Consider the following 21,658-nt stretch of genomic DNA (forward strand, 5'->3'; position numbering starts at 1 on the left):
AAAGCGCCGCCGTCCACTCGCGTGCGTGATCGGGCCGTGCTGGAATGAGGCGGTCGTCTGGACAATGGGGAAAGCGGGAAATTGCTTTCTGGCGTCTCTACTCCCCTCCCTGGAAGGGAGGGGTTGGGGGTGGGTCGGTGTGGGGAGAGGACAGCGCTCCCTCGATAGCGACCCACCCCCGCCCCTCCCTTCCAGGGAGGGGAGAAGATCAGGCATCGCCCCGCCCCAAAAAGCCCCCGCTCAACCAGCCAGTTTCAAAAAGCCACTGGTCAAACGCGGCCAAGCTTCATACCCACACTCCACCCGGACGCATCAGAACCGCAGGAGCAGGATTTCCATGACCGACACGATCCCCACCCAGGGCAAGCAGCTCTTCTCCACCGTCACCGAAGACGGCCGCCTCGAACTGGCGATGCGCACCGTGCCCGTCGGCGAACCGGCCGACGACGAAGTGCTGATCCGCGTCGATGCCGCGCCGATCAATCCGTCCGATCTCGGTGTGATGCTGACCGTGGCGGATAGCGACACGTTCGAAGCGGGCGACGACAGCGCCTCCGCCCCGATCCCCGAAAAGCTCGCCCGTGCGGTCGCTGCGCGGAAGGGTATCTCGATTCCGATCGGTAACGAAGGCGCCGGGCTGGTGGTGAAGGCCGGCTCCGCCCCCGCCGCACAGGCCCTGCTCGGCAAGACCGTCGCGCTGGCCGGCGGCGGCATGTATTCCACGTATCGCACTGCCAAGGCGGTGGCCTGCATGATCGTGCCCGAAGGCACGTCCGCCGAGGAAGGCGCATCGTCGTTCGTCAATCCGCTGACCGCGCTCAGCATGATCGGCACGATGCGGCTGGATGGCTACAAGGCACTGATCCACACCGCCGCCGCCTCCAATCTGGGCCAGATGCTGGTGAAGCTTTGCCTCAACGAAGGTGTCGATCTGGTGAACATCGTGCGCAGCCAGGAACAGGTCGATCTGCTCAAATCGCTCGGCGCCAAATATGTATGCGATTTGAGCCAGCCCGATTTCCACACCGAACTGGTCGCCGCGATCGGCGAGACTCAGGCCTTCCTCGCATTCGACGCGACCGGCGGTGGCCGCCTCGCCAACCAGATCCTGACCGCGATGGAAGCCGCCGCGCTCAAGACGCAGAAGGCCAACGGCCCGTACGGTTCGACGCAGTATAAGCAGGTCTATCTCTATGGCGGACTCAACACCGCGCCGACCGAACTGACGCGCGGCTTCGGCATGTCGTGGGGGATCGGCGGTTATCTGCTGACCTACTTCCTTCAACGCGTCGGGCAGGAGGAAAGCGCGAAGCTGCGCACCAAGGTTGGCGCGGAACTGAAGACGACCTTCGCCAGCGCCTATACCAGCCGCATCACGCTGGCCGAGGCGATCGATCCGGCCACCATCGCCGCGTACAACAAGCGCGCGACTGGCGAGAAGTATCTTATCACGCCGCAGGTTTGAGGAACGGATCGCCGGCTCCCCGTCGTGCCGACCATGGCGGGACGGGGAGCCGGCAATTTTCAGATCAGTGCTGCCCGTTCAACATTCCGAACACCGTGTCGAAATTGCCCGAAGCCTCCGCACCGCGCAGCATCTTAACGCGCTCGACCAGAATTTCCGGCCCCTGCGGATGCGCCTTGAGCAAATCGACCACCTCGCCGATGAACGCTTCCAGCGGCATCGAATTGGGGTTTTCGGCATGACCCGGCATCAGATCGGTGGCGACCGCCGGCGGGGCGATCTCGATCACGTCGATCGCGCTGCCTTTCAGCTGGTGGCGCAGCGACTGGCTCCACGAATGGATCGCCGCCTTGGTCGCGTTATAGGTCGGCGTGATCGCCAACGGCACGAATGCGAGGCCCGAAGACACCGTCACCACTGCCGCATTTTGCTGCGCTTTCAGCTGCGGCAGCAACGCCGCCGTCAGCCGGATCGGGCCGAGCAGGTTGGTCGCAATAATGTCCTCCGCCACACCCAAGTCCCACGCGTCCGCCGTCAGATCCTCGGCGATCATGATGCCGGCATTGTGGATCACCACGTTCAGCGCCGGCCAGTCTCTGGCGGCCCGTGCCCCGAACGCTACGATCGCATCGGCGTCGCTGACGTCGAGCACCGCATGATCCATGCCCGGATTGGCCGCGACGACCTCTTTCAATGCCGCTTCGCGACGGCCTGTGACGATGACGGTATTGCCTTCCGCCTGCAGCACCTCGGCCAGCGCGCGGCCAATGCCCGCGCTGCCGCCGGTGATCAGGATCGTATTGCCGGTAATGTTCATGGGAGTGTCCTTCGATGATTTCGCGTCTCGCCAACGCGTGAAGAGCGATATAGAAATCATGCTCTCCATCAGAAAGTAGGCACCGTAATGTGCGGTACTTACCCCGAGGAAAGCATGACCGCTCAAGCCAAAACCTATCCCGAAGTGTCCCCCGAAGTGGAGGCGCTCGTCACGGAGATCATCGGCCGCGTTGCCGACAAATGGACCATGCTGGTGCTGGAAGCGCTGACCGAGCATGGCGAGTTGCGCTTCACGCGGTTGGGGCAGGCGGTCGGCGGAATCAGCCAGAAGATGCTGACCCAGACCGTGCGGCAAATGGAACGCGACGGCCTCGTCATTCGCACGATCCATCCGGTCGTGCCTCCCAGGGTGGAATATCGGCTGACCGATCTCGGCCACAGCCTGTCCGAGGCATTTTGCGGTGTATGGACCTGGGCGGAGGCGAACTTGCGGCGGATCGAGGACAGCCGCGCCGCGTTCGACGCGCGCTCCTCCGCCTGAACCAGTTATTTGCTTGGGGCGGCTCGCCCTCTAAGAGAGCGCACATGACCATCTCGCCGCTCGCAACGCCCTACCCCGTCCTGCCCGCGATTCCCGGTGTCGCGCCGCGCGTCGCCCGCGCGCACTACAAGACATGGGATCGCTGCGACCTGACCTTCGTCACGCTGGATGCGGGCACGACGGTCGCCGGTGTCACGACGCAGAGCAAATGCCCATCGCCCGAGGTCGAATGGTGCCGCAAGGCGCTGACCCTCGGGCAGGCGCGGGCGCTGGTGGTCAATGCCGGGAACTCCAACGCCTTCACCGGCAACCGCGGACGCGCCGCCGTCGAGGCGATCGCCGCGCGCACCGCCCAGCATCTCGGCTGTCAGCCGTCGGACGTGTTCGTCGCCTCCACGGGCGTGATCGGCGTGCCGCTGCCGATCGACAAGGCCGAGGCCGGGCTGGACGCCGCCTTTGCGGCCGAGGTGTGCAGCTGGCGCGACGCGACCGATACGATCGGCACCACCGACACCTTCCCCAAGGCCGCGACGACCTCCGCGATCGTGCAGGGCAGGACGGTCAACCTCGTCGGTATCATCAAGGGATCGGGCATGATCGCGCCGGATATGGCGACGATGCTCGGCTTCATCTTCACCGACGCAGCGGTCGATCCGGCGTTCCTGCAAGGCTGCCTGACCGCCGCCAACGCCCAGACCTTCTCGTGCATCACGGTGGATAGCGACACCTCGACCAGCGACACCGTATTGGCCTTCGCGACGGGCAAGGCGGGCAACACCCCCCTCGCCTCTTCCGACGACGACGGCGCGGATGCCTTCGCCGCCGCACTTGCCGATCTATGCGGTCAACTGGCTCAACTAGTCGTACGCGACGGCGAAGGCGCAACGAAGTTCATCCGCATCGACGTGGACGGCGCGGAAAGCGACAAGAGCGCACACCGCATCGCGATGAGCATTGCCAACTCGCCGCTCGTCAAAACGGCCATCGCCGGCGAGGACGCCAATTGGGGCCGCATCGTCATGGCGGTAGGCAAGGCCGGCGAGGCGGCGGAGCGCGACAAGCTCGCGATCCGCTTCGGCGAGACGCAGGTCGCCGAGGGCGGCCTCGCGGTCGAGGGTTACGACGAGGCCCCGGTCGCCGCGCACTTGAAAGGCAGCGACGTGGATATCGGCGTGGACATCGGCCTCGGCGAAGGCCGCGCCACGGTGTGGACCTGCGATCTGACGCACGGCTACATCTCGATCAACGCGGATTACCGTTCTTGATGGCGCAGTCGAACGCGCATCACGACGCCGTCGTCGCGCTGATGCGCCAGGTCGCACGCGACATAGTCCTGCCACGCTTCCGGAACCTCGCCGCCGCCGAAATCGAGGAAAAAGCGCCCGACGATCTCGTCACGATCGCCGACCGCGAAAGCGAGGATGCGCTGACCGCCGGCCTTGCCGCGATCGACCCACGGGCGCGCATCGTGGGCGAGGAAGCCTGCGCCGCCGAACCCGCTTTGCTCGACGGTATCGATCGTGGCCGGGTGTGGATTATCGATCCGATCGACGGCACCAACAATTTCGCCGCCGGAAAGTCCCCGTTCGGCATCATGATCGCCTTGGTCGAGGATGGCGTGACTCAGGTCGGCTGGATTCTCGACCCCGTGTCGGACCGCCTGTGCCATGCCGTGCGCGATGGCGGCGCGCATATCGACCGGCAGCGCATCATGGCCCGGCCGAGCGGCCAGGCGCTGCCGATCACCGCCATCGCGACCTATTTCCTGACCGACGAGGAACGCGCCGATATCGCCCGTCGCGCGGACGGCGAACTCATGCTCACGGCGATCCCGCGCTGCGCCGCCGAGCAATATCCCCGGCTGGTCCTCGGCACCAACGACATCGCTTTGTTCAACCGCACCCTGCCCTGGGACCACGCGGCAGGCGCGTTGTTCGTCGCCGAGGCCGGCGGCGTGGTCCGCCGTCCCGATGGCAGCGACTACCGCGTCGGCGATACGCGACGCGGCATGATCGGCGCCGCCTCTCCGGCTCTGTGGGACCACGCAGCGCGCGTGCTGTTCGGCTGAACGCGGTGCTGACGATCTGGGGTCGGCTCAATTCGCACAATGTGAAGAAGGTCGCGTGGTTCGCCGACGAGATCGGCCTGCCGTTCGTCCGCCACGATGTCGGCGGGCCATTCGGCATGAGCGCGAAATATCTCGCGCTCAATCCCAATGCGCTGGTCCCGACGATCGAGGATGACGGCCTCGTCTTGTGGGAATCGAACGCGATCCTGCGCTATCTCGCCGCCGCCCACTCGCCGGCGTTCTGGCCCGCAGATGCAGCGGCAAGAGCGCGGGCCGATCGCTGGATGGACTGGCAATTCGGCTATGCCGATGCGCAGCGCGACGCGTTCTTGAATCTCGTGCGCAAGGCACCGCAGGATCGCGACGAGGCGGCGATCGTCCGGTCGGCGGAGGCGTGTGCGAAGCTGTTGGCTATCCTGGACGCCACTTTGGCGGATCGACCCTGGCTGTCGGGCGACGGTTTCGGGCTCGGCGACGTGCCGATGGGCGTCTACATCCACACTTGGTTCACGCTCGACATCGCCCGTCCGACGCTCCGCAATGTCCGAAATTGGTACGATCGTCTGCGCGATCGGCCCGCATTCGTCGTCAGTGTGATGATTCCGCTCACCTGACGCTGTTCCATCCCCCGGACGGTGGATGATTTCGGTTCAAAATCATCGCAGACTATGTTTCAGGGATAAGTCCTCGTACGTATTGGGGATCAGGCGAAGGGCGTACAATTGGGCTTGTTGATTCTGACGACTGCGACGGTGCTTGCCGTCACGCCGATGGCGCAGGTCACCCCGCAATCCGTCGAGGCTGCGCCAACGACGACCGCCGCCCCGCAGGAAACGCCGTCCTCGCCCGCGCCGGCCGAACCGCCTGTCGTCGGCCAGACGACCAAGCCTGCGCCAGCGCATCCCGAAGATCAGGGCGAAATCGTCGTCACCGGACGCGATCCATCCAGCGCGCCCGATCCGCTGCGCTCGGTCAACGTCACCGCGTTCAACGCCACGCAGGCGGTTGACGATGCGCTGATCGGCCCGATCTCGATGGCCTATAAAAGGACCGTTCCGTCGCCTTTCCGCAGTGGCGTGCACAACGTGCTCTACAATCTGCGTGAGCCGGTGGTTTTCGTGAATTTCGTCCTGCAGCACAAAATCGGCAAGGCGGCGGAGACTGTCGCGCGCTTCGCGATCAATTCGACCGTCGGTGTGCTCGGCATCTTCGACATGGCCAAGCGCAAGACCTTCAAGCTGCCCCGCCGCAGCAACGGCTTCGCCAACACGTTGGGCTTTTACGGCGTGCCATCGGGGCCGTTCATGTTCCTGCCGATCGTGGGCCCGACGACAGTACGCGATCTGTTCGGCGGCACGGTGGATCGCCTGATCCTGCCGATCGCATTCGGCCGGCGCATCACCAAACCGCAATTCGCGATCCCCTTCGGTGTGCTCGGCGTACTCGATCACCGCGCCGAGTTCGACGAGACGCTGCACACGCTGCACGACAATGTGCCGGATCCGTACGCCAACACCCGCGCCTTCTACCTCCAGCGCCGCCAGGCCGAGATCGACCATCTGCGCGGACGGGCGATCAACAACAGCAGCCCGATGTCCGAAGCCCCGACCGGCCCGATCCGACTGAAGAGCAAGCCTCCCGCTTCACCCGCACCGAAACCCGAATCCGCTCCGCAAGACGCGGCTCCATCCGATTCGGGGAACACGCCGAAGAAGTGACGGGCGCGATCCCATACAGTCACCGGCGATGCTGCGATTTTCAGACTAACGGCGCTTAAATCTCTCAAAAAGCCTATTTTTTAGGCCACAATACTGAAGATTTGAGCGGGGTAAGGAAGTATATACGCAGCAGAGTTGCTTGCGGATGCAATATATTTTTGTCCCACAAAAATATGCCGATTTGATCGGCCAAATCATCACTTTTCCGCTCCGGGATACTTGACTCGCCAATGGTTAAAATGGCGTTAACTTCATATCGACACTCGGGGTCCGGCGTCCGCTGGAAGTATGTCGATGTCGGGAGATATAAGATGCGCAAAATAATCACAGCGGCGGCACTCGCATGTTCGATGCTAGCCTCCTCGTCGGCCTGGGCAGTCACAGTATACGGTATCGACCTTAGCGGTCGCCTCGTGACCTTCGATTCCTCGACGCCGGGCACGGTCCTGTCGTCCACCGCGATCAGCGGCGCGATCGGTTCGGCGATCCTCGGTCTCGATTTCCGTCCAGCGACCGGAGAACTCTTCGCGCTCGGCGGCAATTCGACGCTGTACACGATCAGCACCTCGACCGGTGTCGCGACCGCCGTGGGTGGTCCGATCGCCGGGCTTTCGGGCAGCAATTTCGGCTTCGATTTCAACCCGACCGTCGATCGCATCCGCCTGGTGAGCGATACCGGCCAGAATTTGCGGCTGAACCCGATCACCGGCGCCATCGCCGCCACGGATACCGCCTATACCTATGCCGGCGGAGGCACGCCCGCCATTACCGCGGTCGGCTACACCAACAGCTTCGCAGGCGCGACGAGCACGACGCTGTACGGCATCGATTACATGCTCGATACGCTCGCGCTGATCAACGCGCCGAACGGCGGCACGATCACCACGATCGGCGCATTGGGTTTCAACGTCGATGCCGATGCCAGCCTGGACATCACCAGCAGCGGCCAGGCGTTCCTGTCGAGCGGGACGAAATTCTATTCGGTGAATTTGACGACCGGGGCAGCAACCCTGCTCGGCAACACTGCCGGCCTGCGCAATATCGCGATCGCCGCCGTGCCGGAACCCGCAACGTGGGGATTGATGATCGTCGGTTTCGGCATGATGGGATCGGCGATGCGCTATCGCCGCCGCGCGCCGAAGGTTACGTTCGCCTGATCAGGCAGGGTGCCCGATCGGTTCGGGCGCCTGAAAAGACAAAGCCGCCAGCCCAATGACTGGCGGCTTTTTCGTGCTCAATCCAGAAGATGGAATTGCAGTGTAAAGACCAGGCGCGTTGACGCCCGGTCCCAGCGCAGTTCAGGCCAATTCACCCTCGAGCCAAGCCTTTAGCCGGCCCTTCGGTTCCGCGCCGACCTTGGTAGCGGCGGGGACGCCGCCCTTGAACAGGATCATCGTCGGAATGCCGCGCACGCCGTAGCGGCCCGGTGCGTCGGGATTATCATCGATATTCAGCTTGGCGATCGTCACCTGCTCGCCCAGTTCCTCGGAAATCTCTTCCAGGCTCGGGCCAATCATCTTGCACGGGCCGCACCATTCCGCCCAGAAATCGACCAGCACCGGGCCATCGGCCTTGAGCACGTCGCTGTCCCAGCTGGCATCGGTAATCTGCTTGGTCGCCATCATGTTTCTCCTTGTTGTCGTCAATCTAGGGATCGCGCGTCACAGGCTCAAGCGCTTGAGATCAAGCTTTGCTCCGTGCCAGCGAAGCCGGGCTTGTGCGTGTCGATCACCACCTGCGGCAACGCGAACAGGATCGGCCCCGCCGTGTACAGCAACGCCGCCTCGACCGGGCGATCGGGGAAGATCACGCCGAGTGCCGCGACATAGGCCGCTATCTGGCGCAGATGGTATACCGGCACCTCGGCCAGCGATGCCGGCGCATGCCGACCGGTCTTGAAATCGATCAGCCGCACGCGCTCTTCCGTCACCAGCAACCGATCGACCGTACCGGAGACGACGACGCCCTCCCCCACCACCGCCGCGATCGGTGCCTCGGCGAGCGATTCCGGGCCGAACAGATCGGCATGCGCATCGATCACGCGCAACACAGTGGCGGCGATTTCCGCGCGCGCGGTGGCATCTTCGGCACCACCCGCACTGGCCAACCACCGCTCGGCCGCCTCGGCGCGCATTTCCGCAGCCACCGCAGGTAGGCGTTCGAACAGCGCATGGATCAGCCGCCCACGCTCCGCCGCCACACGCATCGCGGGCGACGGCGGCGGATCGGCAACCGCATCTTCGCCGAGCGAAGACGGTGCCAGCGGCCGTGGCGGCTTCGCCTCGAGCGGGGCCTGCCGACGCGCCCAATCCGGCACGGCATCGACCGCCGCATCCGCCTCGTCGCCCCCGCGCTGCAACGCCACCGGGGCCTGCCGCTCACGCCCGCCGAACACCCGCTCGCCCTCGTCCGCGACGATACCCAGCGCCGTAAACGCCCGGTCGGCGGCCGAATACCAGCTCTGCTCCGGCGGCACGCCCCCGGCCATCGGCCCGAGCGCCCCCGCGATCACCAGCCGTTCCTCCGCGCGGGTGGCAGCGACGTAGAAAAGCCGCCAATGTTCCTGCAATTCCCGCGTCGCCGCCGCCTCGATCACCTCGGCCAGCGCGCCGCTCTTTTCGCCACCACGCGGGCGAAAGATCGGCACCGGCTTCTGCACCCCGTCCGGCGACCAGTTCAGCACCCGCGTCGGCGTGCGCGACGGATCGGCGGTGGCGTCCGCCAGGATCACCAGCGGCGCCTGCAGCCCCTTCGCGCCATGCGCCGTCATCACGCGCACCGCGTCCAGCGGCGCGGACGGATCGCGCACGATCTCCACATCGCCACGATCGAACCAGTCGAGGAAGCGCTGCAACGAGGGCGTCGTCTGCGTTTCGAAATCCAGCGCGGCGTTGAGCAATTCCTCGATCGGATCGCGTGCCTCCTGCCCCAGCCGACGCAGCAACTTGCGCCGCCCGTCGAGCGGCCCGGACAGCAATTCCTCGAAGAAGCGATACGGCGTGGCGATGTCCGCCCGCCCCAGCATCCCCAGCAACGGCGCGAGCCGTTCTCGCGGCTGCGTACGCGACAGATGCTGCCACAAACTCCCCGATCCGCGCGGCGCGGCGGCCATCAGCTCGTCCTGCGTCCACCCGATCAACGGCGACACCAACAGGCTCGCCAGCGACAGATCGTCTCCCGGCTGCAGCACGAAGCGGATCGCGGCGAGCAGATCCTGCACCGACAGCGGCGCATTCAACCGTAACCGGTCTACCCCCGCCACCGGCACGCCCTCGGCATAGAGCCGCGCGACGATCAGCGAGGCGAGTTCGCCGCGCCGCTTGACCAGGATCATGATATCCTCGGGCCGCAGCGGACGCCCCTTACTCTCCAGCATCAGCGCCGTGGGACCGTCGAGCCAGCCCTTCACCGCCTTCGCAATGTTCCCGGCCAGCGCGCGCGTCGCGTCCGGGATCCAGCCCTCGGCGTCTTCCTCGCTGCCGCCGGTCACCACCGGCGGCCACAGCGTCACCGTGCCCGGCCCGCGCACTTCGCTCGCATGCAATTCGACCTCAGCCGCGCCCATCGCCGCCGGGCCGACCGCTTCGATCGCGGCATCGACGAATTCCAGCACCGGGCGGGTCGATCGGAACGATTGGGTGAGCGACAATTGCTCCATCGGCAGGCCGCGATCGTCGGGATCGGTATCCTCATCGCCCAACGCTTCCGCCGCGCGGCGGCTGAAATGCAGCTCGGCGGCCTGGAAGTTCTGCGGATCGGTCCCCTGGAACCCGAAGATTGCCTGCTTGCGATCGCCAACAGTGAACAAAGTGCGCGTGCCCGGCGCATGGCTTCCTCGCCCGGTGAAGAACTCATCGGCCAGCGCGCGGATGATACGCCACTGCGCGACATTGGTGTCCTGCGCCTCGTCGATCAGCACGTGTTCGGTCGTCTGGTCGAGCTTGTAGCGGATCCATTCGCCCATCCCCGGCTGATCGAACAGATCGACGGTCGCACGGATCAGATCGTCGAAATCGACCGCACCGACGCGGCGTTTCGCCAAGGCATAAGCGGCGGCATAATCGCGCCCGACGGTCAGTGCTTCGGCCAGCAGATCGGCATAAGCGGCCTGTTCCGCCATCGTGAGCAGTTCGAGACAGCGCCCGCCGACGCCTTCGGCAAGTTCGGCATAATCCGGTTCGGCGGTTATCAGCTTTGCTTGGTGTGCCCTTGCAACGCGCTGTGCGGTGAAGGGGATCGCCATTAGATCTCCAAGCATGCGCACGCGCATCTCAGGATCAGCTTCGATCCAACATTCCGCGATATCGGCGCGGTCTCCGCCCGTTTTCGTGCCCCACGCCCGATTCGCGGCGGCCAAAGCGGCGACGGCATCTGTATCGAACTCGTCGTCGGCGACACACCGCGCCATCTGCACCGCGATGTCACCCAGCGGCAGGCCGAGACTGGTGCGCAGGAACGGCCCGATCTCCGGCGGGAGCGCCGCCATCCCTTCGGGAGCCCGGGTGCAAGCGCGCAGGAAATTCTCCGCCTCGCCCTCGCCCAGCCTGAGGCTCAATTTGCCGACCTGTTCGATCACGGCGGGCGGCGCATCGGTGAGCATCGCCGCCAGCGTTTCGCGCGCCAGCAGCGCCTCCTCGCGTCCCTCAAGCGGCCGGAACCCCGGCACCAGTCCGGCCTCTATCGGGAAGGCCGCCAGCAACCCCTGGCAGAAGCCGTGGATCGTCTGGATGCGGATGCCCCCGCCAGGCGCGTCGAGCACCTTGGCGAACAGGGTGCGGGCGAATGCGATCAGTTCGGGATCGAGATGGTTCTCGCCGAGCGCGAACAGATCCTTCTTCAGATCCGCCTCGGCCATACGCACCCACGCCGCCAGCCGCCCGGAGATGCGCGCCGCCATCTCCGCCGCGCCCGCCTTGGTGAAGGTGAGGCACAGGATCGCCCCCGGCTCGGTGCCACGCAGCAACAGCCGAAACACCCGCGCCGCCAGTACCTGAGTCTTGCCCGTCCCCGCCGATGCCGACAGCCAGACATGCGCATCGGGCGCACTCGCGCGCGCCTGATTGTCCTTCAGGATCGGGAGCGCGGATTTAGCGTTCACGGCCATACCATTCATCGCGGCGCATCAGCTGGTCGTATTCGGCATAAGGCGCATATTCGGGATGCAGCTTCGCGGTGAACGGCGCGTCGCCCGTCAGCCATTCGCGCACCGCCTCGGCAAAGTGATGCGCGGCGGTGGCGGTGAATTCGGACGTGACGATGCGGTCGCGTTTGCCTTCCGGATCGACCGGCGACGTCACGTAACCGAACCCGTCGCCCTTGCGCCCGAGCGACCAATATTCGAACGCCGTCGCCGTTCCGGAAATGCCCTCATAGCCACCACGCTCAGCGATCAACCCCAGCAGCCCCAATTGCAGGCTGAAGCCCGCGCGCAACGCAGCTGCGGAGGGCGGTTGCCCGGTCTTGTAGTCGATCACCGCCAGGCCGCCTTCGGCCATCCGATCGATCCGGTCGAACTTGCCCGTCAGTGTCACGCCGGCAATCGCGATCTTGCCCCCCTGCTCGACCGCCAGCACCTTGCGGCCCGTCTCCAAACCCTCGACGATCCGGCCCGAAATCCAGTCGATCGCCTCCATCAGGCGCGGCTGCCACAAGGCGCGCATCATCGGATGCGTGCGCTCGTCGGCCAGCATCCGGAGCGCGCGCGGGCGGAGCAGGGCCGGGTCGCAATCATCCTCGCGCGCCCACGCCTCCAGCACATCGTGCACCGCCGTGCCGCGCCACGCCGCGCTCGGATCGGCATCGACCGGATCGAGCGCCGCCAGCCGCAGGATGCGCTTGGCATAGAAAGCGTAAGGGTCCGCCTTCAGGCGATCGACATCCGTCACCGCGATGCGTTTCGGGCGAAGTTCGGCCGGCGGCACCGGCGCAGGCTGAGGCTCCGGGGCGTAATCGCCCGGTGCATCCAGCGCTCGCGTCCAGCCTTCCAGAGCACGCGCCCGCTCGAAGCGCTCGCCCGCCAGCGCCTGCAAGCGCAGCCAGAAACGCGAGGCGATGGCAGGCGATTTCGCATCGCGCCGCGCCCGCGTCATCAGCGCCGTCGGCGCCCCCAGCGCCCCGGCCAGATCGTGCGCCGAAACACCAACGCGGCGCTCCAACCCCGGCAGACCGAGTTCGCTGCGGATGCGCGGCGCGAGCCACGGATCGGGCGCGGGCTGGCCCGGCCATGTTCCTTCGTTAAGGCCGCCGAGGATCATCAGATCGGCGGTCTGCAACCGCGCCTCGATCAGGCCGTAGATCGCCAGGCGCGGATGCCCGCCCTGCGGCGGTCGCACGGCGATCTCGTCCATCAACGTTTTCAGCAGCGGCGCGAGGCTATCGGGCTCCACCAAGGCCGGTCCTGCCGCCGCCTGCACCTCCAGATCGGACAACAATTCCGCCGCCGCGCGCCCCGCCGGCCCGGCCCAGAGTTCATCGCCGCACAGCGCCTGCGCCGTCTCGCGCAATGCCGCTATCATCGCAGGCAACGGCTGAGCGCCACCTGCGAACAAAGCTTCTACCGGGGCGAGTAACGGGCGTGCTTCCGGCCACCATGCCGCGGCCTGCGCGAACAGAGCACGCTGACTGGCTCCCCTCCCTGGAAGGGAGGGGTTGGGGGTGGGTTGCTCTCCGGGGAGCGATGTCATCTCCCCATACCGACCCACCCCCGGCCCCTCCCTTCCAGGGAGGGGAGAAGGAAAGGCGTCGGACCCGGACAAATGCCCGTCGATTCCGACCAACCCGACCGCTGGCCTCGGCCCACGCAGCACGCAGTCCAGACTGCGAGCGCCATCCAGCCACGCCGTGCGCCCCGCGCCACTCTTAACCAACGGATGTTTGAGCAACGCCAGCAACCCCAGCGGCGCGAACCGCTGCACCGCCGCCTCGGCCAGCGCGGTCAGCAACGTGCCCGGCGGCAGGATCGACAGCGGCCGACCGGCGGTGTCGTCGATCTCCACGCCCCAGCGCTGCATGTGCGCCGCCACACGCCGCGCCAGCGCACGATCCGGCGTGACGAGTGCAGCCGTTTTACTAGGAGTCTCCAAGACCTGCCGAAGCGCCAGAGCGATCGCCTGCGCCTCCTCGGCTGGAGTGGCCAATTCGGCCGCGGCGATGCCCGACAGGCGACGCTGGTCCGCATCCAAAGTCGTCCATTTGCCGGTGAAATCCGCCGGGGCCAGCGCGTTGGCGACCGCGCGGCTGCGCGCCAGCGTAGCATCCGCTCCGCCGCTGCCGCCGCGCCACACATCCACTTCGGCGCGGTTCACGCCCATCCGGTCGAGCAGCAGCTTGAGGTGGAATTGCGGATGAGTCTCGATGCTGCGCTTGCGCCGCCCGGTCACCGGATCGGGCGCGTGAGGGCCAAGCGCCGTCCATTCCCGCTCGTCCATTTCGGTCGCCAGATCGGCGAGCACCACCATTCCCTCGGGCAATTCCGATACGCAGCGCAGCAAGCGCGCCACCGCCGGCGCGCTATCGGTTATGCCCGCCGCGCAAACGAAACCGGCGGGCGCAGCGGACTTCCACCGCGCAGTCAGTCGATCCAGCAGCAACGACCGCCGCGTCGCCAGATCGATCCGCTTGAGCCGCTCCAGTTCGCCCGGCCAGCGATCCAGCACGATACCGAACAGCGCCAGCGATTTCTGCCAATGGCTCGACAATTCCTCGGTCAGTTCCAGTTCGCGCAGGCGGCTCGGACGCACCTCCTCGACCAGCAACTGGTCCAGCGTGCGGGCCAGTTCGCCCGCCAGCCGCACCGCCTCCGCCGCGTCGACCGGTTGCCCGGCTTTGTCACGTTCCTCGGACACCAGCCGCGCCAGGATCATCCGCCGCTGCAACGGCGGCACGGCGGGCGGCACCGGATCGCGCTCGTCCGCCGGATCGTCAACCGGATCGATCGCCGCGCCGGCCGCTTCGTCCAGTTCGGGATCGCCGATCGCCACCAGTCGGGGCAGCAGCAATCCGCCCTCGCTCGCGCGCACGAACGCATCCGTCACCGCCCGTTTGGCGCGATTGTTCGGCAGCAAGACCAGCCCGCGCGCCAACCGCATCCGGTCGCCGCCCGCGCGGCGGATCAGTCCGGCGGCGAGCGCGTCGGCGAACGCGCGGTGGGCAGGGATCGTGTAGAGCGAGGGCTTGCGGCCCTCAGCCATCCGCCATCATCGCTTCGGCCTGTCCGATCGCGCCGGGCGTGCCGACATCGAACCACAGCCCCTGATGCACCAGCCCATAAGCGCGGCCTGCGGCGATCGCACGTTCCCAGAACAGCATCGTGGAGAACGGCCCCTCCGGCCAGTCGGAGATCACGCGCGGCGACAGAATCTGCACGCCGGTATAGACGAACGGCGCGGGCTTGCCCGGCAGACGCCGCCCGACGATCTTGCCGTCGGGATCGAGCCGGAAGTCGCCCTGCCCGCCATGACAATGTGCGCGGGCCAGCGGTACCATCAGCAGCAGCGCATCCATCGTCTCGTCATTCCAGCGCGCGGCCAGCGCACGGATCGCATCAGTCGGCCCGTCGAGCCACAGATTGTCGGAATTGACGACCAGGAACGGTTTGTCGCCGCCCTGTTCGGTCAGCACGTCGCGCGCCTTGACGATGCCACCGCCGGTTTCCAGCAACTGCCCGCGTTCGTCGGACACGACCACGTCGATGCCCTTCACCCGGTGGACCAGATGCGCCTCCAGCGCATCGGCCAGATAATGCACATTGACCACCGCACGCTTCACGCCCGCGCTGCGCAAGCGGTCGAACACGTAATCGATCAGCGGTTTGCCGCGCACCTCGACCAATGGCTTTGGCCGCGTCGCCGTCAACGGGCGCATCCGCTTGCCGAGGCCCGCCGCCATGACCATCGCCGTTTCCGGTACCGCGCCGCCGGGATCGGGCCGGATCGCGAGCGTCTTCATGCTCCGATCGCCATCGGGTCGCCGCGCCTGCCGGCGGGGATGTTGGCATCGAACCACGCCTTGACCGGGGCCAGCGCCGCATGCGCCAGATCCCGCTCCAGATAGCTCCAGACGCGCGGGCAGAGCGTGGGATAGCGCGGCTTCCCGTCGCGCTTCCACAACCGTGTAAAGATGCCGATGATCTTCGCGTTCCTTTGCGCCCCGAGCACGTGATAGGCGGCATCGAACGCATCGCCCTCACCGGTAATCCGCTTGTAGCGCTCCAGCATGACAGCTTCGAGTTCGGCGGGCACATCGCGCCGCGCATCCTGCAGCAGCGACACCAGATCATAGGCCGGATGCCCCGCCAGCGCGTCCTGAAAATCGAGCAGCCCGAGCGCACCGTCCCCGATCAGCATCAAATTCTCGGCATGATAATCGCGCAGCACCCGCACTTTTGGGCCGGCCAGAGCGACATCGAACACCGCGTCCCACGCGGCATCGTAACCCGCCAGATCCGGCGTAATCCCGACGGCGGGGCAATACCATTCGGTCAGCAGATCGGCCTCGCGGCGCAGCACGGGGGCGTCGTAGGGAGCGACATCGCCCGCCTCATGGCCGCGCAACCGGATCAATATGTCGATCGCATTTTCGTACAAAGCGGTCGCATCGGCCGGCGCCTCGTTCACCGTCTCGCACATCCGCACGTCGCCGAAATCGTCGATCAGCACGAGGCCCTGATCGAGATCGACGCCATGGATCGCCGGGGCCGAAAAACCACGCTCGACCAGCCACTCGGCGATCGCGATAAACGGCCGCGGGTCTTCATGCGGCGGCGGCGCATCCATCAAAATCGCGCTGCGCCCGCCTGAAACCGCACGGAAATACCGCCGGAAAGAGGCATCGCCCGCAACCGGCAGGATGTCCGCCCCGCCCCAACCATGTTCGGCCAGAAAATCGGCCGCGCCGGCCGGTGGGATCATATCGATTGCCATCGCGCCTTCCATGCCGCCGGCACCTGCGCTGTCAAGGCGCGCGTCCCATCGGCTAGGATCTCTAGCGACAAAGCGAGTGCATTGGGCCAATGGTCCGGTGCCCGTTCCGGCCATTCGACGACCAGCACAGAATCGGACAGCGCCTCGTCCAGCCCGAGCTCCTGCATCTCCGCCACATCCTCGATCCGGTAGAGATCGACATGCAGCACCGGCAGACGAACCTCGGGCGGAGCATATGGCTGCAAGATCGCGAAACTCGGCGAAGGTGCCTCCCCGGCCAGGCCGAGGGCGGATAGCAAACCGCGCGCGATGCTCGTCTTCCCCGCGCCGAGCTGCCCGGCCAGCGTGATGACGTCACCGGGCGCGATCAACATCGCCAGCCGCGCGCCAAACGCTTCGGTTGCCTCGGCATCCCGCAAAGTGATCAAGAGGTCGAACCCGACGATCTAATTATTTTCTTCAAAAGAGCCGGTACTTTCCAGGGGCAGCCCGTGCTCGGCTACCCAAGCATTGGAGGCTTCCAGCGCGAGCTTGTTTTCACCAGTCCACCGGCGGGCGATTTCCGCCCGCTCCTCTCTTGTCAGGAGCATCTCTCGCGCACGTTGCTCGGCGCGCAGGCTCGGACTGGGCGAGTTTCTTGTCACGCTGCAAACATAGGCTGTCTCTGATTTTGCCTCCAGTCAAAACAACTCACCGCCGCGGCAATTCCACGGTGATCAGCGTCCCCTCGCCGGGCTCGGACAGCAACTGGATCGTGCCGCCGTGCGCCTCGACGAACTGCTTGGCGAGCGGCAGGCCAAGGCCGAATTCCTCGCCGCGCACCGCTCCTTCCTGCGCGAAACGATCGAACGCGCGCGCCACCGCGGCGGGGGCCATTCCGGCACCGTCGTCCGATACCACGATCCGCGCCGCCGCCGCCGTGCCATCGGTGTGCAGCAAGATGCGGCCACCTTCGGGCGTACCCGCAACCGCATGCTTCAGAAGATGTTCGATCACTTGGCGCAGCCGTTCCGCATCGCCCTTGATGCTGCCGGTTGAGGGCTGGATCTCGACCACGAAATCCTGGCCCTTCTTCTTCGCCGACACCCCGCACGCATCCGCCGCCACCCGCGCGATCCGCTCCAGATCGACGTCGAGCATTTCCAGCGGTGGCGTCTTGCCCTCGTTCTGCGTCAGGTCGAGCACCTCATCGACCAGCATGCCGAGCCGCCCGACCGATTCCAGGATCGCATCGACATAGGAATCGCCCGCCTTGCTCAACTTGCCGGCATAGCCTTCGCTCAGCATCTCGGCGAACCCGCTGATCGAGGTGAGCGGCGTACGCAATTCGTAGCTCATATTGGCGACGAAGGCCGTCTTCACCTGATCCGCCGCCTCCAGCGCCTCGTTGCGATCGCGCAATGCCCGTTCGATCCGCCGGCTGTCGGAGATGTCGAGCATCGTGAACAGGCCGTTGCCGTCCGGCAGCGGCACGGCGGCGAATTCGAAATGCCGCCCATCGGCGAACGCCACGCGGCCGGCGCGCTGCTGCCGATCGACCGTCGCCGCGCGCACCAGATCGCCGATCAACCCCGCCCGTGCCGGATTGGACAGCTTGCTCGCAGCCGCCTCGGACAACGCGTCGACGCGTGGATGCGTCGATAGGAATTCCTCGTCGAAGCCCCAAAGCGCGCGGAATTTGTTGTTCCAGATCTGCAACCGCCCGTCCGCCGCGAACACGCCGAGCGCTTCGTAGAGATTGTCGAAGGTCGCCGTCCGCACCCGCAACAACGTGTCACGCGCGCTGGCCAGCTGCACCTGCTCGGTGCGATCCTCGAAGATCAGCAGCAATCCGCCATCGGGCAGCGGCTGCGCGACCACGCGCAGATGCACCCCGCCGGGCAGATGCCAATTCTCCTCGATCGCGCCACCGGTGGCGACGAACCAGTCGCGCCGCTCCGCCTTCCAGCCCGGAAAATCGCGCACCTCGGGCAGGCGATTGGCCTCGCGCATGCGCTCCAGCACGCGGTCGAATTCCGGGCGATCGGACAGCCATTCGCTCTTCATCGCGAACAGGCGCTGGAATGGCTGGTTGCTGAAGATCAGCGTGCGATCGGCGGCGAACTGCACCACGCCGGCCGACAGCCGATCGAGCATCGCGCGCTGCGCATCGCCGAAACGCTTGATGCCGCTGCGCGCCTGCTCGAGTTCCTCGATATCGACCGCGAAGCCCGCCACGCCGCCGCCCGGCAACGGCACGTCGTGCACACGCAGCATGCGACGCGCGCCCTTGATCGTGGCCGGCATCGCCTGCATCTGCGGGTGATCGGTATCGCGCGCCAGCACCGCACTGGCCAGCGGCCCGCCAACGCCAGATCCCTCGACCAGTTCGACCCCACGCCGCACCACATCCTCGGCATCCACGCCCTCGACCGCCGCGACATAGGCGGAGTTGACCATCGCCAAACGCAGATCGGCACCGCGATACCACATCGGCAAGGGCGCGGCCTCGATCAGCCCGGTCAGCGCATCGAACGCGGCATGCGCCTCGGCGCCCGCATCGGCGAGCCGCGCGATCTCGGCTTGGCTGCCGGTCGCGTCGAAAATCCACAGCACCACGCCGCCCGGCGCCGCCAGATCGCGCGGCGCGCGGCCGCCGTGGATCATCAACGACCGCTGCGACCCCTGCGCCTGCACCGCCCGGGTAAACGGCCGCCCGGCCTTCTGCGCCGCCGCCACATCTTCGGCCAATGCGGCAGCATCCGCCGCCGTCAGCCCGGTCGCCCCGCTGGACAGATCGGCGAGATACCCCGGCGCGGGCGACAACCCGAACCAGTCCGCCAGCCGATCCGGCAATTCCAGCCGCCCGTCGGCACGTACCACCATCGCCAGCGCCGGCGCGGACCCGACCAGTGCCTCCAGCCGGGCATTGGCGGCAATCGCGGACGCCGCCCCGCGCTGCGCCCGCAAGCCCAGATACAGCGCCCACATCGCCAGCACGACGAGCACAGCCAGCACCACCCCACCCAGCACGGGCGCAAGCTCACCGCTCATGACAGGCCATCCGGGAGATCAAACGAAGTGCCACGACGCAAATGCATGGCCACCCTTTAAGCCGGTGTTTGCCCGCTTAGGAAGTGGCGATCGCTCGAAGTCCGAAGACAAGCCCGACGGAGGACATTCGTCGAAGGATTAGAACGCGTTCCATTCATCATCCGCAAGCACCAGATCCGCGTCGCGCCCACTGGACAAGGGCTTGACCGGCGAGGCGTAAGCCGGGGCATCGACCTTGCGTGACGTGCGCGCGACATTCGGCTTGCTCGCGATCGACGCAGCTGCACCGACCTCGAACCGGCGGGCCTGATCGCTGAGATGGCCGATCTCGGCGGCCAGATTGCGTGCGGCGGCCGACGTTTCCTCCACCATCGCGGCGTTCTGCTGCGTCGCCCGGTCCATCGTCCCGATCGCCGATGCAATCTGCGTGATCGCCGCCGACTGCGCCTGATTGTCCGCCGCCATCGTCGAGAGCAGTTCATGGACGTGTCCCACGTCGCCTGAAATGTTCGCCAGCGCGCCGTCGACCTTGGTAACGGCCGCCACGGCCGTGACGATATCGGTCTGCGTCACCGTCAATTGATCGCGCGCACGCTTCGCCTCTTCTTCCGCGCGCATCGCCAAAGCCGAAACCAGATCGGCGACCACGGCGAAACCGCGCCCCGCCTCGCCGGCGCGACCGGCCTCGACTGCCGCATTCATGGCCAGCACGCGCGTCTGGAACGCAATCTTGTCGAGCCCTTCGATGACGCTATCGATGCCCTTGGCGCTGTCCGACACGCGGCCCATCGCCTGCACCGCCTCATCGACCACGTCGCGGCCGCCGCCGACCGTGGCTATGGCCTGATCTGCGCGCTCGACGGTGCGGGCGGCGGCATTTGCCGATGCCTTCAGGCGATTGTCCATCTGGGTCACCGATGCAGCCGTCTCTTCAAGCGCAGCGGCATTGCTTTCGGTGCGCCGCGCCAGATCCTCGGATGCCTGCGCGATCTCCCCCGATCCGCTCTGGATCGTCGTTGCGCTTTCGCTCACCGCGCCGATCAACACTTGCAATTGCGATGCGGCTTCGTTGAAATCGCTGCGCAGGCTGGCATAGGGTCCGGTCAGTTCGGCATCGATCCGGGCCGTGAGATCGCCCTGGGCCAGGCGATTCAGCCCATTCCCCACGCTATCCACGATGATGCGCGTGTGCTCAGCCTTGGCCTGTTCGGCGGCGGCGAGCTGATCGCGAACCGAGGCGGTGGCGCGGGCCAGTTGGCCCAGCTCGTCGGCCAGGTCGGTCGAGGGCACGACGACGGATCGATCGCCTTCACCGATGCGACGGATGGCGTCCGCGATGACGGGAAGCGGCCTGATCGCCTGCGTCGCCCATCTGGCGATGGCCAGTCCGACACCGACGCCGACAAGGCAAAGCAGCCCGATCAATATCTGGAACATCGACGTCGCCTTATCGACCTGCTTGGCGATGACCGCGTTGGCGGCTTCTTCGAAATCGATGAACTGGTTAATCTGCGCCAGCCACTGCACGAACATCGGCCGCGCCTTGGTCAGCAAGGTGACGCGCGCGGCGGCTAGGTCACCGTGCTTTCGCTCGGCGATCACCTGCTGCACCAGCGGCAGAGTCAGACGTTCGGTTTGCTTGATATCTGCCAGGATCCGCGTTTCCTCGGCGGACGGCGACTTGTCCGGCGTCAACATCGCATCGAGCGGAGCGGACGACGCGGCATATTTCGCCGCAAGCGTGTCGATAGTGTCGATCACGCCCGCCAGCTCGGATTCATCGACCATCGTAACGTCCCGCACTCCGATCGCCCGATCGTGCACGCTACCGCGAAAGTTGATCGCGTACCGCTGTTTGACGCTGTTCTTCTGGTTCATCGTCTCCAGTTCCACCGTCACGCTGTGCACCTGGTACATGCTGACGGCAGACAAAAGGAGAAGCAGGCCAAGGGTTACGCCGAACCCGAATTTAAGGCGTCCGATGATCGTCAGGTTCTTCATTGCGGCTTACCCCCCGGTAAAGGATTGATTCAGAACAACGGTGATCGTCACCCGTCCCCCAGGTGCTGCATCTCGGTTCTATCGGGCAATTATAGGAGAGATGATGCGACGACGGGCGGGGTCCGACGAGGACCG

General features: G+C 66.1%; 17 protein-coding genes. 7 read left to right on the forward strand and 10 right to left on the reverse strand.

Going from position 1 to position 21,658, the window contains the following annotated elements; genetic code table 11:
- The first annotated feature begins 337 nt into the window (after positions 1-337).
- Positions 338-1,465, forward strand: coding sequence for a zinc-binding dehydrogenase (locus tag U1738_RS03305; protein ID WP_332787590.1), 1,128 nt, complete (start codon positions 338-340; stop codon positions 1,463-1,465).
- Between the two features lie 64 nt (positions 1,466-1,529).
- Here the strand turns inward: U1738_RS03305 and U1738_RS03310 are convergent, their stop codons facing one another.
- A complete protein-coding gene (locus U1738_RS03310; RefSeq protein ID WP_332787591.1) occupies positions 1,530-2,282 on the reverse strand; it encodes an SDR family oxidoreductase in 753 nt (250 codons plus the stop codon).
- A gap of 114 nt (positions 2,283-2,396) precedes the next feature.
- On the opposite strand from U1738_RS03310, the gene U1738_RS03315 reads away from it, so the two are divergent.
- The 6 genes from U1738_RS03315 (at position 2,397) to U1738_RS03340 (ending at position 7,726) form a co-directional block, all read left to right on the forward strand.
- Complete coding sequence (locus U1738_RS03315) at positions 2,397-2,783, forward strand: winged helix-turn-helix transcriptional regulator (RefSeq protein WP_332787592.1); 387 nt, start codon at positions 2,397-2,399, stop codon at positions 2,781-2,783.
- 44 nt (positions 2,784-2,827) lie between these two features.
- Positions 2,828-4,048 carry a bifunctional glutamate N-acetyltransferase/amino-acid acetyltransferase ArgJ gene (argJ, locus tag U1738_RS03320; protein ID WP_332787593.1) on the forward strand — a complete coding sequence of 407 codons (1,221 nt, stop codon included), beginning with the start codon at positions 2,828-2,830 and terminating at the stop codon, positions 4,046-4,048.
- On the forward strand, positions 4,048-4,851 hold the full coding sequence (locus U1738_RS03325; protein ID WP_332787594.1) for an inositol monophosphatase family protein: 804 nt from the start codon (positions 4,048-4,050) through the stop codon (positions 4,849-4,851). Before argJ ends, U1738_RS03325 begins: the two co-directional genes overlap by 1 nt.
- Positions 4,852-4,856: 5 nt before the next feature.
- A complete protein-coding gene (locus U1738_RS03330; protein WP_332787595.1) occupies positions 4,857-5,465 on the forward strand; it encodes a glutathione S-transferase family protein in 609 nt (202 codons plus the stop codon).
- Positions 5,466-5,582: 117 nt separating this feature from the next.
- Positions 5,583-6,569, forward strand: coding sequence for an MlaA family lipoprotein (locus U1738_RS03335; protein ID WP_332787596.1), 987 nt, complete (start codon positions 5,583-5,585; stop codon positions 6,567-6,569).
- A 311-nt stretch (positions 6,570-6,880) separates the two neighbouring features.
- The gene (locus U1738_RS03340) at positions 6,881-7,726 is read left to right on the forward strand and encodes a DUF4394 domain-containing protein (protein WP_332787597.1); all 846 of its coding nucleotides are present in this window, start codon (positions 6,881-6,883) and stop codon (positions 7,724-7,726) included.
- A gap of 141 nt (positions 7,727-7,867) precedes the next feature.
- Here the strand turns inward: U1738_RS03340 and trxA are convergent, their stop codons facing one another.
- The 9 genes from trxA to U1738_RS03380 form a co-directional block, all read right to left on the reverse strand.
- On the reverse strand, positions 7,868-8,191 hold the full coding sequence (gene trxA / locus U1738_RS03345; RefSeq protein ID WP_332787598.1) for a thioredoxin TrxA: 324 nt from the start codon (positions 8,189-8,191) through the stop codon (positions 7,868-7,870).
- Positions 8,192-8,238: 47 nt separating this feature from the next.
- Positions 8,239-11,673 (reverse strand): double-strand break repair helicase AddA, encoded by a 3,435-nt coding sequence (gene addA / locus U1738_RS03350; RefSeq protein WP_332787599.1) that lies wholly within the window; start codon positions 11,671-11,673, stop codon positions 8,239-8,241.
- Complete coding sequence (gene addB / locus U1738_RS03355; RefSeq protein ID WP_332787600.1) at positions 11,657-14,758, reverse strand: double-strand break repair protein AddB; 3,102 nt, start codon at positions 14,756-14,758, stop codon at positions 11,657-11,659. The genes addA and addB overlap by 17 nt, the downstream gene beginning before the upstream one ends.
- Positions 14,751-15,515 carry a nucleotidyltransferase family protein gene (locus tag U1738_RS03360; protein WP_332787601.1) on the reverse strand — a complete coding sequence of 255 codons (765 nt, stop codon included), beginning with the start codon at positions 15,513-15,515 and terminating at the stop codon, positions 14,751-14,753. Before U1738_RS03360 ends, addB begins: the two co-directional genes overlap by 8 nt.
- Positions 15,512-16,477 carry an aminoglycoside phosphotransferase family protein gene (locus U1738_RS03365; protein ID WP_332788214.1) on the reverse strand — a complete coding sequence of 322 codons (966 nt, stop codon included), beginning with the start codon at positions 16,475-16,477 and terminating at the stop codon, positions 15,512-15,514. The genes U1738_RS03360 and U1738_RS03365 overlap by 4 nt, the downstream gene beginning before the upstream one ends.
- Positions 16,474-16,914, reverse strand: coding sequence for a tRNA (adenosine(37)-N6)-threonylcarbamoyltransferase complex ATPase subunit type 1 TsaE (tsaE, locus tag U1738_RS03370; protein WP_332788215.1), 441 nt, complete (start codon positions 16,912-16,914; stop codon positions 16,474-16,476). The genes U1738_RS03365 and tsaE overlap by 4 nt, the downstream gene beginning before the upstream one ends.
- 21 nt (positions 16,915-16,935) lie before the next feature.
- The gene (locus U1738_RS20250; protein ID WP_443026982.1) at positions 16,936-17,079 is read right to left on the reverse strand and encodes a type II toxin-antitoxin system CcdA family antitoxin; all 144 of its coding nucleotides are present in this window, start codon (positions 17,077-17,079) and stop codon (positions 16,936-16,938) included.
- 100 nt (positions 17,080-17,179) lie between these two features.
- Complete coding sequence (locus tag U1738_RS03375; RefSeq protein WP_332787602.1) at positions 17,180-19,522, reverse strand: sensor histidine kinase; 2,343 nt, start codon at positions 19,520-19,522, stop codon at positions 17,180-17,182.
- 138 nt (positions 19,523-19,660) lie between these two features.
- Entirely contained in the window at positions 19,661-21,523 is a 1,863-nt protein-coding gene (locus U1738_RS03380; protein ID WP_332787603.1) for a methyl-accepting chemotaxis protein, read from the reverse strand.
- Positions 21,524-21,658 lie beyond the last annotated feature (135 nt).

Source organism: Parasphingomonas caseinilytica (assembly GCF_036663755.1).
Lineage (GTDB): Bacteria > Pseudomonadota > Alphaproteobacteria > Sphingomonadales > Sphingomonadaceae > Sphingomonas.